Consider the following 20,291-nt stretch of genomic DNA (forward strand, 5'->3'; position numbering starts at 1 on the left):
CCAAGCTCTGAAACAGGCATATTCAAGTAATTGGAGTTAATTTGATTGAGTCTCTCATCACATCAATGCTTTATAGAGTTATTGCACAGATAATGACTGATATAGTGTAAATAACTCCCGGGTTTCTAGCGGGATTGAGAACAGGTATCCTTGCACGAAATCGCAGTCTAGCTTTTTCAAATAATCTAACTGTGCCTGATTTTCGACGCCTTCGGCGATCACCTGGATAGAGAGTTGATGGGCCATCCGTATAATTGATTCAACAATGGTCTGGCTGTGCTTGTTGTTTGGAAGTTCGCTGATGAAGCTTCGATCTATTTTTAATATGTTTAATGGCAGTCGTTTTAAATAGCTCAGAGACGAGTAACCTGTGCCAAAGTCATCTAGTGATATTGAAACACCCAACGCCCTTAACGCTTCGAGTTGTTTGATAACGTCATCCATTTCTTCTACAAAAATACTTTCGGTTACTTCAATTTCTAATTGTGATGGATCGATTTTGAACTCTTGTAAGGTCGAGCGCACATCTTCGGTTAGATCTGAGTATTTAAACTGTTTGGGTGAAACATTAATTGATATTTTTGTGTATATCCCGGCATTTCTGAGAATGCTGATTTGTTCGCAGGCTGATTTGAGTACCCACTTGCCGATATCTATGATGATCCCTGACTCTTCGGCAATCGAGATAAAGTCTGCCGGCGTTACCAAACCCTGAGTGGGGTGCATCCAACGGATTAGCGCTTCAATTCGATGTTCGGTTGATTTGCCTACGCTAATTTGCGGTTGATACAGTAGCTTAAACTCATTGTTGGCCAAAGCACTTTTCAAACCTTGCTCAATGTAGAGTTTCTGTTTTATGCGACGTTTACTGTAAGGGCTGGAGAATTGAAATTGATTTCTTCCCATCTCTTTTGCGTGATACATCGCATAGTCAGCGCTTTTGACCAACAATCTGGGTTTGATTCCGTGTTGTGGATAAACGGCGATACCGATACTGGCGCTAACATTCAGCGTGAAATCACTGAAAGATACATCGCGATATAAGTTGTCTTTTATTCTTTGCGCAATATTGGCCAGTGCTTGCTGATCTGAAAAATTACAGATGACTACTGCGAATTCATCGCCGCCTAAATGAGCCACATAGTCGCATTTCTTGAGGCATCTTTTTAAACGTGTGGCCACTGTATTTAGCAGAAAGTCGGCTTGCTTGGGACCAAGGTCATCATTAACCTGTTTAAAGTGGTCAAGGTCAAGATACATGAGTGCCAGGCTTTCACCGCTTTGCCGACAGTTATCAATTTCTTCAGCCAGTTTTTTCCAGAAACTTTGGCGATTGGGGAGATGTGTTGTCGGGTCTATTTGAGTGAGCTTCTCTATTTCAGATACTGAAAGCTTGATGCTGCTGATATCATTGGCAATACAGATGTACCTTGCTATTTGGTTGTCTTCATTAACTAGTGGAGCGATCATCAGGCGAACCCACTTCTTCTCGGTATTGACATCAACCGTTTCAAATTCACCTTCCCACTGGTTGCCGCTTTTAATGACGCGATGTATTTCCGGATATTGCTTTTCGGCTTCCTTAATCCATTGATCAAGTAACGATTGACGTTTTAATTCTTCTTTGGCTGACAAAGAATAGATATCAATTAAGGCTTTATTATATAGTTCGACGTCACCATCCTGTTTGCAGATCATTATCGCCGTGGTTTCTTCTTCAAGTTCTGAGCTGAGCTCATTGGACGAAGAGCTTGGGTTATAAATTTTTTCCAGTTGTTTCTGAAGTTCCCGTTGGTGTTGTTGGATGGAGTTTTCTAATTGCTCATTCTTTAAGGCAAGATTTCTAGCGTTTTGAAAAACTTTGTGTCGAATTTCGAAATTGGTGGTTTCGTTCATCAACAATAAAATGGGCACTTTATTGGCGTTCATGGCGACGGCTTCAAGGTAGAGTTCGCTAAAATCGTTGACGGTTTCCGTCCATAACCCAGAGCGCAAGTTTTTGTTGGCATGTTCTGCCCATATTTGCTCTGCATCAAACAGGAAGTTTTCGATAAAAGGGAAACTCACTCCGAGATAAAACTCGTGATATTCGGGTTTAATCGCACGGGTTTTCTTCTGGTAAAGCTCAATGAACCAATCGGGGGGCGTACCAATACTATTGAAGAAGCCCTGATCGGTCCAGCAAAACGCGGCAATATCCAACTGATTCAGGATGTTACTCGCTAATTCACCGGAGTCAGGGTTACCTTCGTTAGATTTTTTACTGCTAGAACTATCCTTATTAACTTGCTCTGCCATAATTCGATCATCCGTTAACCTGCGTATCAAGTACAAGTTCCGCTATCCGCCGAAAAGCCTTTTCCACGTTGCTTCCCGTTTTGGCGCTAGTATTGAAAATGTTGTTTGAATCAATATCTAAATGTATTAAATCATTTTCCGTTGGTTGCCATTTGGCAGCCAGATCACTTTTATTAATCAGAAGTAAAAACTGCGCGTTTGATAGTGTCAGCTCAACTTCGTGTTTAATTTGTTTTGCTACTTCTATTGTTTTTGGACGGGTGCTATCGGCGACGATGATTACACCGCTTGCTCCCCTCAGGTAAGAAGGTTTAAATTCTGTAAAAACATCGACGCCTTCAATATCCCAAAGCATTAATTGAACCATCTTGTCCTTAACACTGACTTGGCGCTTGTCTATTTTGACCCCAATGGTCGTGTGGTACTTTTCATCAAAAATGCTTTCAACAAACTGTCTGACCAAACTGGTTTTGCCAACTGCAAATGCGCCGACCATACAAATCTTTTTAGAGATCATTGGTTTGCTCCATATTCTTGATAGAGAACCTGTATGCCGACTCTTCGTTGACGTTCTAAAGGAACTTTTTCAAGATCCTTTACCCCTAAGCCCCAGCTAATAATTAGCTCATTTTCAATACCGTTGGCTTGAAGTATTGATTTAATTAAGTTTGCTCGTTGTTCGCTCAAAATTTGATTTGCTTCGTTTGTTCCTTTTCCATCAGCATAGCCTGAGACGGTAATTTGTAAAACACTTAGTTGAGATTTTTGTTGAAGGTTAACGAGTGACTTCAAATCAACGATTGTTTGCTCAAGGTGTTTTCGACTCGATTCTTTGAGTTGTGTTGTTGCGGATTCAAAGTAAAAAAACTGATTGTTAATATCGTTGACTAGTGCTCGGAATTGCCTTTGATAGGCGAGTTGTTCAGGCTCAGGCTCAAGAATGACTAGATTGTCCGTGGTAATTTGATCGAAGAGCGCGGTGGCCATAGGGTCTTGTTTTAGCTGTTGTAGATTTTCAGGCGTTGTTTTTCCTGTCACACTTAATATCCGATTATTGTCAATGAATTCAAATTTTAGATCGAGTCCATATTTTTGCGTCAGAGTCGGAAGAAAATAATTAGGGTTTTCAATTGCAGCAACTTTTTCGATGATCTTGACCTTTATTTCTGGTGCAGTCATTCTGGCTTTCATATCCTCAACTGAAATTGCCGAAGGCGATCGTAAGGTGTTAACAACTAACTGGTTATCTGAAATTCGATAGCCGAGTAGCTGATAGCCCGGCTCTTGCTCAACTTCTGAAATAAACTGTTCAACCGTTCTTACTTGCTGCCAGTGCTGGTAACCAAAAAATAATGCGACCAGGGTTGCCGCTGATACCAGGCTAATAGCTAGCCAGGGTTTTTGCGGCGCTTTAACTTTCTTCTTTTGCATCAGAGCGCCGGTCAATGTCGAGTGACATTCTTCAAAAGGCGTTATATCACCATCAAAATGCTCCAGCTGGGAAGCATATCTTGTATGGATGTTTTCGATGAGTTCAATAATGCGCTGCTTCACTTCGCTAGTTATAGCACCTCGCACTGCGAAAGCTAAAATTGCAAAGGGCCCAGATTCAATGAGTAAAGTGAGCTCGCCGAATTGAATAACATTGAGTGAATCTGACTCCTGATTAAAAGAATCCGAAGCAAAATCTGTTATTGCTGTCAGCATTGAAGACACAAGGTCAGGATCTTGATAGCTGACTCCCTCTGCGCTACAGGACTGAAGTAGCAGACTAGTTTCTCTATGAATCAAAAATATTTGTTCAACGCGATACTGAATGGTTTGCAAAATCGCATACTGCGCGTAGGGAACACCCAAACGCCAGGCTTTTATTCGCCAGATTAACGCTTGGGCAGTGAGACTTTGCTGTAGTAAATGATTTAAAGAGTGCATCATATCTGCCAGTGCACTCGCGACGGCTTTGCGAACCGCTGGACCTATAATGGGGAATATAACATTGGTAATACGCGAAGGGTTGTTCTTGATGGAAGTATCGATTGCAGATTCTATTACCGGGGACATCTCCGATGCGAGTGACTGGTCTTTTGAATTTCGTTCGTGGAAAGCTTCGCTCAGAACATTGGCTACCCGTTGAATATCGCCCTGGGTAATTCGATGACGAATAACCTGTTCATATTCGTCTCCAAGCAGCAAAGTGCGAAGACGTTGGTATTCATCGGTATCCTCGCGACCATTGTCGATTTTCTTTGCCGCAGATTGTCTTTCAACCATGGTTAGACCTGGCTTTGATTGAGATTCACGGCCATACTTTCGAGCATTGTTGCTAAGGTTTTGCGATCAGCTTTATTATTACTGAGCTCTTTAGATTTTTTATCAATTTTATCTGACAGTTTTTTCACTTCTTTATCTATCGAGCGGTAAATCGCTTTTGAAGCGCTGTTTAGTTCGCTCTGTGCATCGCCGAATCCATTTTCGGTTAGTTGTTGAAACTCATTAAGAGATTTCGTTAGGGCGCTGAGTTTTTCTTCAAGAATACTTTCCTGACTAACATGTTCAAGGCGATTGTTTTCCATCAGATCATTAATTTGATCGGCTGTGGCTTGTATCTTTTTGTTAATTTGTTCGGTTTTTTTCTTAACTAACGATTCAAGATTATCTAATCTGCGGCTAAGTTGTTTGTGTTGGTCATTGATGGAAGATTCAAGTTGAGCGACTTGTTCACCAAAAAGAAGATCTCGAATGGCCAATAATTTTTCTTCTGGACCATTTTGTGTTTTTTTTCTTTTGCTTGACCCGGCCGTCGTTTTTGTTGCGGCCGCTTTTGTTGCTTGCTTACTCATCCTTATCCCAGTCCTTTTTTGCTTTGGTGGCTCTAAAAGCCCTAATCAAAAGCTTATGGTCTAAATCAATAACGATTGTGATTTGTCAGGTTGTTATTGAGATACCTTCGCTGTCGATACGCTCCATTGATTAATGTAGTCCATTTATTCATATAAATCCAGTAGTTAGCGTAACTGACTCTGGGTGTATTAATTTAAGAAATAATGCATTTAAGAGGTAGGATCCTTGTCTCTGGCTCGATCATTTTAATTTGGAAATAGTTTGTTGAATTTGTCGGTGTATTGGTGAATAAACTGAGCTAACCAGCTTTGCGAAATGTCAGGTTAATTCTCTGCTGAAGGGATGGATTTTGGTTATCTGGTTTAATCGTCTTAACGCCGTGATATATGAGTCGGGATTTACCGCCCCACACCATCACATCGCCATCGTGCAGTTGATAATTAAAAGGTTTTCCTTCGCGCTTTTTACCAAATATTTGAAAGACGGCGGGCAGCCCGATTGAAACTGAAACGATGGGCCAGGAGAAATCTTTTTCATTTTTGTCCTGGTGTGCATTTAATTTTGTTCCCAGCTCGTAACAATTAATAAGACAGGCGTCTGGTTTAAAACCTGGATATCCAACTTGTTCCGCTGCACTTGATGCGAGCGTTGAGAAAATTTCGGGCATGGCTGGCCAAGGTCCGTTGGTTTGGGGATCTTTACTTAGATAACGATAACCATGAATGTCAGAAACCCATCCAAATTTCCCGCAATTCGTTAACGGGATACCTGTGTAATGACCAATCGGAGTCATCATTTTGCGGAAAGGTGCTTTCCTGATCACTGACGAAACTGCCTCACGTAAAGATCCGGTGTCTGCGAAATCCGCCAACACAAATACTTCGGGATAAATTTCTTCTTGCGGTGATCGCAATTGTGAAAATAAATCACTCATTTTGTTTTAGTTTTTTCCTTTCCAGTTTGATGAACTGTTTGTAACTATGTGGTTTCCCACTAGTGATTCAAAGTCATAATTTATTGGCCCTCAAGTTTGTCATTTGTCCCAAACTCAGGTTATTTAATAAATTGGACCGCATAAATCGGCGGTAAATTACTCGACAGACATTGCCAGTTATCGCCTTGATCGTCGGACAGCCATAGATTTCCCGTGGTTGAACCCATTAGCAATTGGTTGCCCGTTGTATCGATGTCGAGTCCATGGCGAAACACTAAATCATAAGCATTAACCTGCGGCAAACCGTTGGTTAAAGCTTCAAAAGTTTCTCCGCCGTCTCGGGTACGAGTAACTACCAGTTGATTATCGACGGGAACACGACACTCATCCTTCACTGCAGGAACAAACCAGGCTGTATTTCCATCGTCGGGATGAACGGCGACAGTAAAGCCAAATACCGATGGCTTTACTTCAGTAATTTCCTGCCAGTTTTCTGCGTTGTCAGTTGAGCGAAAAATGCCGTTGTGGTGTTGCGTCCATAAAAATTCCGGTGAACTTTGACATTGAACCACCAGATGTGGGTCTTGAATACTGGGCTCAAACTGTTGTTCCGGTGGCATATAGGCGGCTCGCATACCCTTTGATTTAGTGGCCCAGGATTTTCCAGAATCCTGAGTTTCCCAAACGCCTGCGCAAGAAACGGCTATTTTGACTTGTTGTGGATCGGTGGGGTGAACGCAGATAGAGTGAATTCCCGCTTGATCAAAGCCACCACCAAACCACCCTTGTTCTTGCTTGTATTGCCACAATGACTCATTAAATTGCCAGCTTTCCCCACCGTCTTCAGATAGAAATAATCCACCAGGGATAGTTCCGGCCCATAGCGCTTTGGGGTTGTCTGAATTTGCATAAGCGAGGGACCAGATCAGTTCCAGACTATCTCCTTTGGCAGTCTCTCCTTTAGCTGTCTCACCGGTTGCTTCATCAGAAGATTCAGTGTCCTCGGTCTCTGTTTGAGGATAGCTGGGGGCTGAAACTTCTTGCCAGCTTTCCCCAAAATTGTCAGAGCGGTGTAGTTTTACGCCAAAATGACCGTGATCCAGGGCTGCGTACCAATGGGAGTGAGTCGCAGAACTTAGTACCATTGAAACTGGAACACCAATAAAGTCGACCAAATGTATCTGTTTATTGTTATCCAATCTGAATAGCCCTTTGCGAGTGGCAATTAATGCAAGGGTGTCATTAGATGCTGTTGATGATGGGTTATTCATTTGGCCTCTCCTGTTAATTAATTTTGATTATTCAACGAGACAATATCCACAGTGAGCCTCGCTCATCATCCACCGGACAATGCTTGAAGAACATAGACTTCAGAATCTGGTTTCACTAAATCGGTTAAATTGACACGATCTTCTACGAAAACATTATCAACTGACACTAAAATGTGTTTTCTCAGCCTTCTTTGATCGTCAAGAATATAGCAGCCGAGTTGTGGAAACTGCTCAAACACTTGATCCAGTGTTTCTCTTACAGTAGCACCATTGACTAATTGTGGTGGGCAGTCAATATGGCGTTTCAGGTTATCGGTGAAAATGACTTTGGGCATCGCTGGCTTTTACCTTTATCCAAAACCAGTATCCTAATCCCGCATCGACAATGCATAGGATCTTGTATACCGATTTTACTCTTAAGATGAATAAGTCAGTTAGAGTTTAGATTATCTCGGTTTCCTGTGGCAACTCCAAGCGTATTTATTCAATCGGGATCAAGAATACCTAATGGTGTAGCTGAATTAATATAAAATGCTTAAAAAAAAGCAAACCCAACAAAGTTTCCTCCGTCATACTCTGTATATGCTAAATGAAGAACAAATCATAAAACAGGCAAAATCGGGAGATTTGCAGGCTTTTCAGGAGCTTGTGGAGTATTACAGCCACAGGATCTATTCGGCTGCCTTTCGAATTTTGAACCATAAAGAGCATGCCGAAGACTGTGTTCAAGAAGTTTTCATCAAGATTTATCACAAAATCGGCAGCTTCAACGAGCAATCTAAATTTAGTACCTGGCTTTATTCGGTCGCAGTTAACACGGCAATTGATTTGCAGCGAAAACACGCGCGACACAGCCAGCATGAAAGTCCTGACTTAGACCAACTAGAAGCGTCTGACAGGAATACACCAGAAAATGTTGCCTGGCTGGCTAATGTGAGCCATACAACTCAGCGTGCATTGATGCAGTTAAGTGATGACGTGCGTATTGCATTTGTGCTTCGTCACCATGAAGAACGCAGTATCGAAGAAATCAGTCAGATCCTTGATGTTAATCCTAACACGGTTAAAAACCGTATCTTTAGAGCGGTTGCGCGGTTAAGGGAGATTTTGCAACCCAAGGTAGGTGATTATGAAACAGTGGAATAAAGAAGATTTAATCCTGTTTTATTACGGAGAATTAGAGCAGGAACAACAGCAAAGTTTGGGAAATGCACTGACTGAGTCAGTTCAATTACAGCGGGAATATGCGGAGTTATGTGACTTTTTAGACAATTCAGTGAACCTTGAAGTCACCGAGCCTGATTCAGACCTTAATCATAATATTATGGAGTCCATCTATGATATTGCTGACCAGCAAAAAAAGCGCGCTGAAAATCAAACTAAACAGTCTGAAAGGGATAATAGCGAGGCTAATCACAAAGCTGATCACCAATCTACATTGATGAGCGGCTTTGCTTCCTGGTTAAAACAGATTAAATGGGTTTCTTCCACAGGCTGGACTAACTCCGCCGGTGCTGTCATGGCCACATTGCTGTTGGTGGTTAGCGTATTTTATCTGGGGCGTATGTCTGTGTCCGGGCCTGATATTTCAGAACAAGTCGCGCAAAACAGCGAAAATACGCAAGCGGAGCAAACGTCGAAAAAAATAGCATTTGATCAACAGGCCAGTCGCAGAGTGATGCTTACGAATGTCAGCGCTCATTTAGAAATGAGTGATCGTTTATTCACCCTGGTGAGTAATGGTAACGGTGATTTGCCAGAACAAATTGAAGAGCGTCAACAAGTGATTGAAGAATTGGTCGCGTTAAATCGACTCTATCGCCGAATTGCAGAAAAATCTGGAGACAATCAGCTTGCCAGCGTATTGCAGCAAATGGAATCAATTTTACTGGAACTTAATCATATTGAAAAAAGCGCAACATCGAGCGATTGGCAAAATATTCGCGACCGGGTTGATAACGCTGACCTGCTATTTAAGCTAAGAGTTACCAACAAAAAACTGAATAAAGAAATTATTTGAGTGGCTTTAATTAATATAAACATTAAACCAAACCTGACGTAAAAGTTCCTCGTCAAAGTAATGGAAAGAAGAGGAGAATATTGAATGAAACAAAATGATTTTAGAAGTGTGGGAAACAAGATGAAAGTAAACTGCTTGAAGAAATATAGTCACAATAATGAAGTTAGTGTAACGAAGAAGCTATCGTTGTTTTTAGCGACGGCGTTATTTAGCTGCAGTGTATTGGCAGCAAGCGCTGATAGACTATATACCAAAGGTCAACAGCAACTTGATAATAAAGAATGGCAAGAGGCACAAAAAACTTTTTCTTCTTTAGCTAAAGAAGAAAACAAAAAGCAAGATGCCGCTCTTTATTGGCTTGCCTATGCTCAGTTTAAAAACAATCAGAATCGACAGGCATTAAAAACAATAAAGCGATTAACTAATGAACACCCCAAAAGTCGATGGAAAGATGATGCCGGTGCTTTAAAAATTGAAATCCAGGAAAAAAGTGGAGAAGTTGCAGAAGTTGATAATGACGAGTTAAAGCTTTATGCCATTGATTCGCTGATGAACTCATCTTCAGAAAAGGCACCTCAAATTCTTAAAAAAATCCTTAAAGGTAATAGTTCTAACAAGATCAAGAAGCGAGCATTATTTGTGCTCAGTCAAACTAACAGACAAGAGTCTTTTGATATTGTCGCTGAGCTGGCGGCCGACAACAGCAATGAAACTTTGCAGAAGTATGCGGTTGAGACGTTAGGTATTTCCGGATCGAAAAGAGCTTTGTCGTTATTGCAAAATATTTACCCTAAAGTGGAAAGTGATCAGGTTAAGCGAAAAATACTTCAAAGCTTTATGGTGGCGGGGAGTAGTGACGAACTCGTTGATATCGCAAGAACAGAGCAAGATGCCAAGCTAAAGAGAAGGGCGATTAAGCTCATTGGCGTCATGTCAAAGTCTGATGTTTTAATGGATATGTACAAGGACAAAGCATTTGCTGATTATCGAAAACAAATTATTAAGAGTTTATCAGTTGGCAGAGGTTATCAATCTTTAGTATCAATTGTAAAAACTGAAAAGGACGATGAATTACTGACCTATTCAGTAGAAAAATTAGGACACTTTAACGCCAAAGAGACTGGAGACATACTTTCCAATCTTTATACCCAGCGCGATAGTGCAGCGGTAAAGAAAGGTATCATTAAGGCATTGTTTATCCAGTCAAATGCCAAAGGACTTATCAATGTGATAAAAGTCGAAAAAGATCCAGATTTGAAGCGCCGAGCGCTAAAAAAACTATCAGTAATGGATTCCGATGATGCGATTGATTATTTTACCAAGATTTTAGACAACGAGGATTAAATCATGAAATTACTCATAAAAACAATTATGACATTAGCTGTTGTCTCAGTTTCTTTCTCGGTGATTGCATTGGCCACGCATTTGAGTAATGGCGAGATAAGAAAAGTGAATGCCGAAAAAAGTATTGAAAAGACAATTGAGGCACAGGACATAAAAGGAGATACCTGGTTTACTTACCAGGTGGAAATGGAGCCCAATAATGGTATGCCATGTTGTTATCGAGGTGACGAACAACGGGGCTGTAGTTTAGAGCGCCGTGCCAACAGTTGGGGTAGCACGCACGATCACTACGAAGACTCCAAGGTGCTCAATATTTATTTTCGATGGAAAAATAATAAGCCGACTGAGTTATTTTATGCCGGTAGCGAGTGTGCAGTGGATGCTGGTGGAAAAGTGGTATACCAACTAGATGGCGTTGACGCAAAACAAAGTGTTCGCTTTCTATCAAGTTACGTTGACGACACAAACAAAAAGGTCAAGCGTCGCTTTGTTGATAAAGTTGTCGCTGGTATTGCTTTGCATAAAGGTGATATTGCACACAGGCAGTTAGATCAATTCTCCCGAAGTGACAAAAGAAAATTGAGTCATAATGCAATTTTCTGGTTGGGTGAGGCAAGAAATACTGCTGGTTATGAGTCGCTCGTTAAAATATTAGAAGATGATGAGCGAAGTGTAAAATCTCGCTCCAAGGCTATTTTTGCACTCAGTTTAAACAGTGATGAAAGGGCTGTCGATAGGTTAGTTGAGTATGCTAAAAATAATAGTAATAAAAAAATACAGGGCGAAGCTATCTTCTGGTTATCACAATCTTTTAAGTCTGAGGCGCTAGAAGTCATTCGTGATATATTTTCTTCCGATGCCAGTAATCACGTAAAGAAAAAGGCAGTGTTTGCATTATCACAAATTGACACTGATGCTAGCTGGGAGCAGCTTGTTCAGTTGGCTAAAGGCGATGCTAATCCACGGGTAAGAAAAGAGGCGATATTTTGGCTATCGCAAAATCATAAAAGAGAAGCTAAATCGGTTTTGTTGGAGATTATTCGTGGAGATAGCTCTCGATCAATTAAAGAAAAAGCCGTATTCGCAATATCTCAATTGTCTGGTAAAGAAGCGATTTCAGGATTGATAGAAGTCATTAAAACAGCCAACAATAAATCGATAAAGAAAAAGGCTTTATTCTGGCTGGGACAATCAGATGATCCAGAAGCACTCGCTTTGATAGAAGAGATCCTTACTGCGTCTGTTGATTAATTTTGAGGTGTATCGATTTATACTTAAACTGAGACATCGAGGCCCTAGTCTTAATGAATTCTTTCAATCATTGAGGCGACTGCATATTATCTGAAGCAGTAGATAAATCCCCTCTCCTAGAAGGAGAGGGCTAGGGAGAGGTTAAAGGTTTTTGAGTATAGATGATGTATCGACTTATAAGTCGTTTCTCTTTTTGGAAAGAAAGCTGCCCTTACCGTTAGATCGAGCCTCACCTTTTACAGCTTAAGTTGTTAACACCAAGCGATTTTGTTGAAACAGTCTTTTCTATTTTTACGTTTTTTACTCAGAATTTAAATCCCGTCAATTTATTCGCGCAATTTTCCCTGTTTTTGTTTAGAATGCTACCGTCAAATTAGCAATATGGCTAATCCCAGATCAAACGGACATAAATAACTAAGAATATTTTACACTTGAACTGCCAGAGGAGAATACCGTCAGGATGAATACCTTTAATAAATTCCCAATGTTTGCCGCTTTTTTTTGCTTATTAATTCTGTTCTGCAGTAGCTCACTCATCAGTGCATCTGAACTGCCAATTGAATATTTCGCAGAACCTTCGAAATCTCGAGACGTGAAAATATCACCTGATGGAAAGCATCTGGCAGTGATTTTAAATAAAAATGGGAAAGATGTTTTAGCTATCTTAGATCGCAACACCAGAAAGCCACTCAGTGCTTTTGGTGTTAAAGGAAGTGGCAGAGGTGTTGGCTATTTTGACTGGGTTAGTGATTCAAGGTTGATTTATGCGGTGACCGAAAGCTATTCCTGGGATAAAGCGATACGTCTCAACGGTGAGTTATTTGGCGTCAATATAGACGGTAGCCAACATAAGATAATATTCGGCTATCGATCAGAAGACGTAAAACCGGGTAGCCGCCTGAATCAGGACAAAGCCGAATATGGCAGTCATGAAATTATTGATATGTTAAAAGAAGACGAAAAGCATATTCTTATCAGTTTTTTTCCATGGCGCGAAATGGGACTTTATTACGCCCATGATTCTCGCGTTATCCCAACGGTTTACAGACTGAACGTATATTCAGGGAAGAAACGTAAGGTCATCAGTTTAGCCAAGCCCGGAGCGGAAGGTATCACCGATAACAATGGTGAGGTCCGTTTTTCAATCAGTGTCGATGATGATAACCATCAAGTGGTTTCCTACAGAGAGCCCGGTTCGGATAGCTGGAAAAACTTTTCTCTCAAGAATTTTGAAGGGACAAATGCGACACCAGTCAGTTTTTCCGAAGATAATAAAAGCGTTTATTTCTCCGCTAATGTCAAAGGCGGTACGCGCGGCTTGTACTTATTTCATCTTGAAACCAAGCAGTTCGAAAAGTTATTTCATAGCGAAGCCGCTGATGTTTCTCAATATGTGATGGATTTTGCTGGAAGGAGAGTGGTAGCCGTCGGCACTGATCTTGATGTGCCGGAATATCACTATATTGATAAAAAAGACAAAAAATCAAAGCTACATAAGATGCTGAAAAAAGCGTTTGCAGGCAATGATATTGTGATTACCAGTGCGACTGATGATGGTAGCGCTCTTATTGTTCTTGCATACGCCGATAATAGTCCTGGAGATTATTTTTTATTCGATACTAAAAGCATGGGCGCCGACCATGTTTTGGGAACTCGTGACTGGATCGATCCCGCGCTGATGGCAACGACTGAACCGATGAAGTTTGAAATGCGAGACGGTTTAGTCATTCAGGGCTTTTTAACGAAACCTCAGGTTGCAAAGAAGCAAAAGCTGCCGCTAGTTGTTTTGCCTCACGGCGGACCGCACAGTCGAGATTTTTGGGGGTTTGATTGGGAAGTTCAGTTGCTTGCCAATAGAGGCTATGCAGTGTTGCAACTCAATTTTAGAGGTAGCACGGGTTATGGCCAAAAATTTGAGGAAATGGGGCATAAAAACTGGGGCACGAGTATGCAGGATGACATCACTGATGCGACGCTTGCATTAATTAAACAAGGCATTGTTGATTTAGAAAAAATCTGTATTTTCGGTCATAGTTATGGTGGCTATGCTGCGGTAATGGGAACAGTGAAGGAACCGGACCTTTTTCAATGTGCCGTAGGTTCTGTCGGTGTTTACGATTTACCAATGATGTATACCGAGGGTGATATTCCTGGTAATAAAAGTGGTCTCGCTTATCTGAATAAAACACTCGGTTCAGATATGGATGAACTAAAGCGCCGTTCACCTGTTTATAATGTTGGAAAAATTAAGGCTGATTTGTTGCTAATCCATGGATTGCAAGATAAGCGGGTGCCGATTGAGCAGGCAGCTTCGCTAAAAAATGCACTCGATAAGATTGGAAAGAAATATGAGTGGCTTGAGTTAAGAAATGAAGGTCATGGTTATTACGATGTTAAAAATCGAGTTCGAATATTTAAAAAGATATTGGCATTTTTGGATAAAAATATCGGGGACTCATCGGCCAGACAAAGTGCAAGTAAATAACCCGCGGAAGAGACGAAACTTGAGGAACTGCAAATATGACAATTGAAGCTGATAAAGATTTTGCGTCGCTTCAACATATTGGCAATATTGTGGCGATGGTTTTGAAAAAAATGCAACAAATGACCGAGCCCGGCATGACCACTGCTGAGCTTGATCAGATAGGTAAGTTGCTGCTAGAAAAATATGAGGCCAACTCCGCGCCAAAAATCACTTATGGATTTCCTGGATATACTTGCATCAGTATTAACGAAGAAGCTGCACACGGTATTCCTGGCGAACGAGCGATTCAGCCTGGTGATATTGTCAACATTGACGTTTCAGCTGAAAAGGGCGGTTACTTTGCGGATACTGGTGGATCTTTTGTCGTGCCACCGAGTTCTCGTCTGAAGGATAAATTAATTTATTCTACTAAGCTTGCGCTAAACCAGGCGTGTCTTAATGCCAGTGCAGGTCGACCACTTAATGGAATTGGAAAAGCGATTCAAAAGACCGCCAAACAAAAAGGATTTAAGATTATTAAAAATCTTTGTAGTCATGGTGTTGGCCGTGGATTGCATGAAGAGCCAACAGAGATCCCTGGGTTCTTTGATCCAACTGATAAAAGAATGCTGCATGAAGGCTTGGTCATTACTATTGAGCCTTTTTTGTCGACGAAAAGTCGGTACGTTACCGAAGCCGATGATGGTTGGACTTTAAAAGGTTGTAAAGGAAATCTTTCTGCGCAATTTGAGCATACGATGGTGATTACCAAAGGGAAGCCGGTTTTGTTGACTTTGGTTTAGCTATTCTTCTACTTTAGCCATAAGACAGAGTGAGTTGTTCTATTTTATTGGGGTAATATCATTTGGCCATTGTGCGACCTAAAACCAGTTACATTTTTCGAGACCTTGCCTAACGTATTGTTAAACAAATAAACATCTTAGTCAAAGTCTAGAGATTCACAATTTATGGTGCAAAATCTTAGGTGCTACAAATAGTTTTTGTACCAGCTATTTGTAGCACATCGGCTAACTTAAGCGTTTATTGGCTTAATCGTAAAATAGCTTCCTTAGCAGATTTAAAACCTGAGTCCAATGAAAGTGCTTTCTTATAATTCAATAAAGCTTGGGTTTTGTCTCCGTTTTTTTCATATGCATAGGCCAAACTGTCGAAAGTGTTCGGCTCTTTCGGGAAAATTTTGGTGTTTGCTTTAAAGACACTAATTGCCTGGCTAATTTGTTCACTTTTGATTAGTGCAAACCCCATCTTGTTTAACGGTCTTGCTCCATAATTCTCATATCCTGCTTGAGCAAGTTCCCGTTTAGCATTGTTGACAAAGTAAGTATCACCTTTTTCCTCTAGCAGTCTTTTTGTAAATAAGGCTATAGGTAATCTGATCTTTTTATATTGTTTGCCTTGATAAACCTCAACCACTCTTTGGCTAATATGCTCTGCTACAAGGCCATCGGTATTGGCTAATGCGATCACTATCAACTTATCTTTTATTAATATTTCTACGGCGGCACTGACTCCAGGTCCTCCGCCATAGGAATTCCAATGTGCCTTGTCGCTATTTAAGATTTCAATCCATGTTCTGGTTGATTCTTTATAACCATTTCCAATGATTGCTTTTGACTTGTCGTTGAGTAATTCGTCGCTATAAAAAAGTTTTGAATAAAAAAGTGCAATGTCATAAGGCGTTGAATACATTCCGCCATCGGGGGTTAAATTTTCCAGCCTGCCTGTTCTATCTATCTTTTCGCCAAGTGGTGTGAAGTGGTAACTCTTAGCTTTACCTTTGACATTTTCAGTCAAAGCATAGTCAGTATTATCAGCTTTAATAACCTCTAAAATATTTTCATTAATAATTGATTGAAAGCTTTTTCTTTCAAGTTTTTCCAAAATTGCGCCTAAGACAATATAGCCATAGTTTGAGTAGTTGTATTGTGTGCCAGGCTCAGAAATTAGAGGCTTGTCTAATAATAATGGTAGCTTATCGTTTATATTCTTTAATGAGCGGTATGTTTGAAAATATTCATTATTAAATATGTCACCAAAACCTGATGTATGCTTCAATAAATGACGAACAGTAATTTTTTCGGCAATGTGTTTTGGAAAACCCAATTCGAATTTTTCTAACTTATCATCTAGTGATATTTTTCCAGCTTGAACTTTCTGCATCACTAAAGCGGCAGTAAAATGTTTGTTGATGGAACCGATTCTAATTTTTGTTGAAGAAGTGTTTCTTATCTTCTTCTCTATATCAGCAAAACCAAAGCTCTTATCATAAATAACCTTGTCATCTTTAAATATCACCACGTTTCCGGAAAACCAGCCTGGGTCGGTATACTGCTTAATAATCTCGTTTGTCTTTTCAATTAATAACTCATCTGACGCTTTTGAGTTTGCGCTTTTATTGTCACTACTTGCTATGCTCGAGCTTGAGCTAATCAATAAGAAAAAGGCGAGTAAATAAGTTAACTTTGTTTGACTTCTTGTTTGCTTCATTGGTATTCCTCAAATTAGTTTCAAAGAGTGAGAGCAAATGTCATGCCAGTAGCTAACTATTTGAATTGTTGGTTTTTTTATATAATTGAAGAGTGTTCGCACAGTGTCCTATATGTTCGCGAACGCCGCTCAGCTCAAAATGTTTAAGATTTCTGCTAATAGTCTGAATTAAAGGGGGCAGGAATCAAAAGCAGCAGAATAACTGACTTTAATGTCCGTTTTTGGACGTTTTTTGACTTGGAATTATCCGTTGTTCAATTTCTGTTTTGGGGAGATAAGAGTATTAAGTGCCCGATCATGCCAGGTCTAATTAAAATGTTTAAAATTGAAATCAGGCTATCTCAACTAATATCTATAATGTTAGAAAAGCAAAGTAAAACAACTCCCTTTCCCTAACTCAGACTTCACGCCAATCGTACCATTGTGCAGTTGCATAATTAACCTGGATAAACTTAAACCAATACCAGAACCACTTTTTTTGGTGCTATAAAAAGGTACGAAAATTCTCTCTTGTGCCTCTGGTAGCATTCCTCTTCCATTATCCTCAACGCTAATTTTTAACCGGCTTTTGTTGATTTTCGCATCGATGACTATTTTTGAAGATGGTGAATCTTTAACTGCAGCAATTGAATTTTTTATCAGATTCACTAAGACCTGTTCAACAAGAACGGGATCGATGACTGCGAATATTTCTGAATCACCGAATTTCATCTCTATCGAAATGGAATGTTGTTCACATTCCTTTTTGAAAAGGTTGACGGTATGTACTAGTAATTGAGTAACTGAGGCGCGTTTTGCATTAAGCTGGGGGACTTTAGTTAACTTACGATAGTTGGCAATAAACTTTACCAGGTTTTCGCCCCTGCGTTCTATCGTTGAAATCGCTTCTTGTAAGTCATCAATATCTTCAACAGTTTTGACGCCTGTTCTGTCGTTAGAATCTAATAACAGTTGACTACAAGAGTTGGCAAGGGACGTAATTGGCGTGATGGAATTCGATATCTCATGAGTTAACACTCGAGTAATATCTTGCCAGGCTTTTAACTCTTTTTCTTCCAGCTCGGATTGGATATCTTGAATTGCAGCGATAAAAACTGAATCATCTTCGACTTTTGCTTCAACCATATCGACTAAGAGTTGGTGCGGGAGATTATTAATGTTACAAGAGCAGAGATGGCGTTGTCCTGACTTATTTTGTATTAACAGACTCGATAACGCGCCGAAATTAGTTTCCAGTTGGCGAATATTACTAAGTGTATTTGTTTGTAATAAGCGATTAGCCGCTCTATTTATCAAACTTATTTCACCGGTTCCGTCGTAAACAATAATCGCTGTTTCAATGTGATGTAAAATGGTTTTTAAATATAAACTTTGTCGTTCTAGTTGTTGTTTTGAATGTTGTAGCTTGGCCACGACAAAATTCATTGAGTCTGTGAGTTCTTGATAACTTTTGCCGAGTTCGTCATGTTTAAAGCGTTGGCTATAGTCCTCATATTTTATCGTCGAGAAAAAACGGGCGAGTAGCCGATTGCTAAAAGTAATGGTACGCCAAAGTTCAATTGATTGAATAGTAACTAGTGCAAACAAAAGTGCCATCACCGCAAAATAGTCGCTGTTGACAATAAAACCTGCGAGTAAACTAAAACTAAACAATAGTAAAACGAGGCGTACTGCCAGTCTGGTTTGTAGAGACTTAAAGCGCATACTTTTCCATTCTTCGATATAAAGATGTACGTGTTAATCCTAAGGCTTTCGCCGCATGACTCACATTACCCTGGTAATGTTCGAGCGAGGCTTTTATCGTTGAAATTTCGATTTGTTCTAGGTTAAAAGTGTCGAAATTAGTTTTGTTTTTTGCGGTGGAATGACAAATAGGAAAATCTTCAGGCCTTAAATGAGTGGATTCGCTCATTATCACGGCTCTCTCGATGGCGTGTTGTAATTCTCTCACATTACCAGGCCATTGATATTGCTTAAATAAGTAACGAGTTTCTTTATCTAATGATAAATTCGTCTTTTTGTACTTTCGCTGATAATGGTTTAAGTAATGCTCTGCAAGCAGAAATATGTCGTCTTCTCTCTGCCGTAACGGTGGCAAGTTGATTTCAACGGTATTGATTCGGTAAAGCAGATCCTGACGAAATAATTGTTGCTCAACTTGCTCAAGTAAATTCGCATTCGTGGCGCAAATTAATCGGATGTCGACCTGAACTGGCTGATTCGAACCCACGGGGGTGATCGATTTCTGTTGAATTGCTGTGAGAAGTTTTCCTTGAAGCGGGGTTGGTAAGTTACCTATTTCATCAAGAAATAACGAACCTTTGTCAGCCGCTTCAAAACGCCCCATTCGGTCCTGGCGAGCGTCGGTAAAAGCGCCTTTTTTATGACCGAACAATTCGCTCTCAAACAGGTTGTCGCTGATGGTCCCCATATCCACATTGATAAAACTTTGTCCTGCTCTATTCGATTGGCGATGAAGGGCACGTGCAACCAATTCTTTCCCAGTACCGCTTTCGCCCAGGATTAGTACATTGGCGTCGGTTACTGCGGCCTTTTCAATGGATGAAAAAACTTTTTCCATTGCACTTGATTGTCCCAGAAAATCTTGAAATTGTTTATCTTGTTGCTGCGTGATGATCTTTTGCCGAGAACGAAGTTTGGAGACTTCCTGGTTGGAAATGGAGAGCTGAGCGGCGGCAGTTAAAGTGGCCAGTAATTTATCATTTTGCCATGGCTTCAATACAAAGTCAGTTGCGCCTTTTTTCATTGCTGCGATTGCCAGTTCAGTATCGCCATAGGCTGTCATCATAATGACAATAGTTTTTGGGCTGAGCTTTTTGACTTTGTCCAACCACAATAAGCCTTCGTGCCCGCTAGCTGCGTCCAACGTAAAATTCATATCCAACAAAATCACATCGAAAGTATCGCGAGCTAAAAGCACGGGGAGTTGCTCAGGATCGGTTTCTGTGACAACCGTTGAAAAATGCTTCTTGAGTAAAATTCGAGCAGCAGTGAGCAAATCGGTATCGTCATCGACAATTAATAACTTTGCGGACTGTTTTGAATTTGATTGGGCCATTTATTTTCCTGTGTAGACATATCAGTGCTAATAGACACAGCCTGCGCTTATAGACATTGTCAGCGTTACAACCAATACTACAAGCGAGTGTACGAAAACGTACACTTCCGTTAGTTTAGCGAAATAAACGAAGACTCACCATCTTTTAATAACCTACTGAATTTTAGACGTTTAATCGATGCTTCAAACATCCGAATACTCTCGCATTCGCTCTTCAATGATTGTTAACGCAGAATGCGTGCCAACACATTTCTACGCAATTGTTAGCTAAATTGGTTGTT

The 20,291-nt window shown here is 40.4% G+C and carries 16 protein-coding genes; 6 read left to right on the top strand and 10 right to left on the bottom strand.

The window, feature by feature from the left end; translation table 11 throughout:
* Positions 1–78: 78 nt before the first annotated feature.
* The 7 genes from FLL46_RS00260 to FLL46_RS00290 all read right to left on the bottom strand — a co-directional run bounded on the left by FLL46_RS00260 (position 79) and on the right by FLL46_RS00290 (position 7,679).
* On the bottom strand, positions 79–2,298 hold the full coding sequence (locus FLL46_RS00260) for a GGDEF and EAL domain-containing protein (protein ID WP_142891414.1): 2,220 nt from the start codon (positions 2,296–2,298) through the stop codon (positions 79–81).
* A 7-nt stretch (positions 2,299–2,305) separates the two neighbouring features.
* The gene (locus FLL46_RS00265; protein ID WP_142891415.1) at positions 2,306–2,815 is read right to left on the bottom strand and encodes a Rab family GTPase; all 510 of its coding nucleotides are present in this window, start codon (positions 2,813–2,815) and stop codon (positions 2,306–2,308) included.
* Entirely contained in the window at positions 2,812–4,569 is a 1,758-nt protein-coding gene (locus tag FLL46_RS00270) for an OmpA family protein (RefSeq protein WP_142891416.1), read from the bottom strand. Before FLL46_RS00270 ends, FLL46_RS00265 begins: the two co-directional genes overlap by 4 nt.
* 2 nt (positions 4,570–4,571) lie before the next feature.
* Positions 4,572–5,138 (bottom strand): hypothetical protein, encoded by a 567-nt coding sequence (locus tag FLL46_RS00275; RefSeq protein ID WP_142891417.1) that lies wholly within the window; start codon positions 5,136–5,138, stop codon positions 4,572–4,574.
* A gap of 299 nt (positions 5,139–5,437) precedes the next feature.
* Positions 5,438–6,073 (bottom strand): DNA oxidative demethylase AlkB, encoded by a 636-nt coding sequence (gene alkB, locus FLL46_RS00280; RefSeq protein ID WP_142891418.1) that lies wholly within the window; start codon positions 6,071–6,073, stop codon positions 5,438–5,440.
* A 119-nt stretch (positions 6,074–6,192) separates the two neighbouring features.
* Positions 6,193–7,344: a WD40/YVTN/BNR-like repeat-containing protein gene (locus FLL46_RS00285; protein WP_142891419.1), complete on the bottom strand. Its 1,152-nt coding sequence runs from the start codon at positions 7,342–7,344 to the stop codon at positions 6,193–6,195.
* Between the two features lie 65 nt (positions 7,345–7,409).
* Positions 7,410–7,679 (bottom strand): MoaD/ThiS family protein, encoded by a 270-nt coding sequence (locus FLL46_RS00290; RefSeq protein WP_142891420.1) that lies wholly within the window; start codon positions 7,677–7,679, stop codon positions 7,410–7,412.
* A gap of 196 nt (positions 7,680–7,875) precedes the next feature.
* On the opposite strand from FLL46_RS00290, the gene FLL46_RS00295 reads away from it, so the two are divergent.
* From FLL46_RS00295 to map, 6 genes are all read left to right on the top strand, one after another.
* Entirely contained in the window at positions 7,876–8,490 is a 615-nt protein-coding gene (locus FLL46_RS00295) for an RNA polymerase sigma factor (protein WP_142891421.1), read from the top strand.
* Complete coding sequence (locus FLL46_RS00300; RefSeq protein ID WP_142891422.1) at positions 8,474–9,364, top strand: hypothetical protein; 891 nt, start codon at positions 8,474–8,476, stop codon at positions 9,362–9,364. The genes FLL46_RS00295 and FLL46_RS00300 overlap by 17 nt, the downstream gene beginning before the upstream one ends.
* Before the next feature lie 84 nt (positions 9,365–9,448).
* The gene (locus FLL46_RS00305) at positions 9,449–10,708 is read left to right on the top strand and encodes a HEAT repeat domain-containing protein (protein ID WP_142891423.1); all 1,260 of its coding nucleotides are present in this window, start codon (positions 9,449–9,451) and stop codon (positions 10,706–10,708) included.
* A gap of 3 nt (positions 10,709–10,711) precedes the next feature.
* Positions 10,712–11,959, top strand: coding sequence for a HEAT repeat domain-containing protein (locus FLL46_RS00310; protein ID WP_142891424.1), 1,248 nt, complete (start codon positions 10,712–10,714; stop codon positions 11,957–11,959).
* Positions 11,960–12,419: 460 nt separating this feature from the next.
* Positions 12,420–14,444: an alpha/beta hydrolase family protein gene (locus tag FLL46_RS00315; RefSeq protein ID WP_142891425.1), complete on the top strand. Its 2,025-nt coding sequence runs from the start codon at positions 12,420–12,422 to the stop codon at positions 14,442–14,444.
* Between the two features lie 35 nt (positions 14,445–14,479).
* Positions 14,480–15,226, top strand: coding sequence for a type I methionyl aminopeptidase (gene map / locus FLL46_RS00320; RefSeq protein WP_142891426.1), 747 nt, complete (start codon positions 14,480–14,482; stop codon positions 15,224–15,226).
* Positions 15,227–15,464: 238 nt separating this feature from the next.
* On the opposite strand, the gene FLL46_RS00325 is transcribed toward map, so the two are convergent.
* The 3 genes from FLL46_RS00325 to FLL46_RS00335 form a co-directional block, all read right to left on the bottom strand.
* Positions 15,465–16,931, bottom strand: a complete 1,467-nt coding sequence (locus FLL46_RS00325) for a serine hydrolase (RefSeq protein WP_142891427.1) — start codon at positions 16,929–16,931, stop codon at positions 15,465–15,467.
* A 360-nt stretch (positions 16,932–17,291) separates the two neighbouring features.
* A complete protein-coding gene (locus FLL46_RS00330; RefSeq protein ID WP_142891428.1) occupies positions 17,292–18,635 on the bottom strand; it encodes a sensor histidine kinase in 1,344 nt (447 codons plus the stop codon).
* Positions 18,625–20,010: a sigma-54-dependent transcriptional regulator gene (locus tag FLL46_RS00335; RefSeq protein WP_142891429.1), complete on the bottom strand. Its 1,386-nt coding sequence runs from the start codon at positions 20,008–20,010 to the stop codon at positions 18,625–18,627. The genes FLL46_RS00330 and FLL46_RS00335 overlap by 11 nt, the downstream gene beginning before the upstream one ends.
* Between the last annotated feature and the right edge of the window lie 281 nt (positions 20,011–20,291).

The sequence above is a fragment of the Aliikangiella coralliicola genome, from assembly GCF_007004725.1.
Classification (GTDB): Bacteria; Pseudomonadota; Gammaproteobacteria; order Enterobacterales; family Kangiellaceae; genus Aliikangiella; species Aliikangiella coralliicola.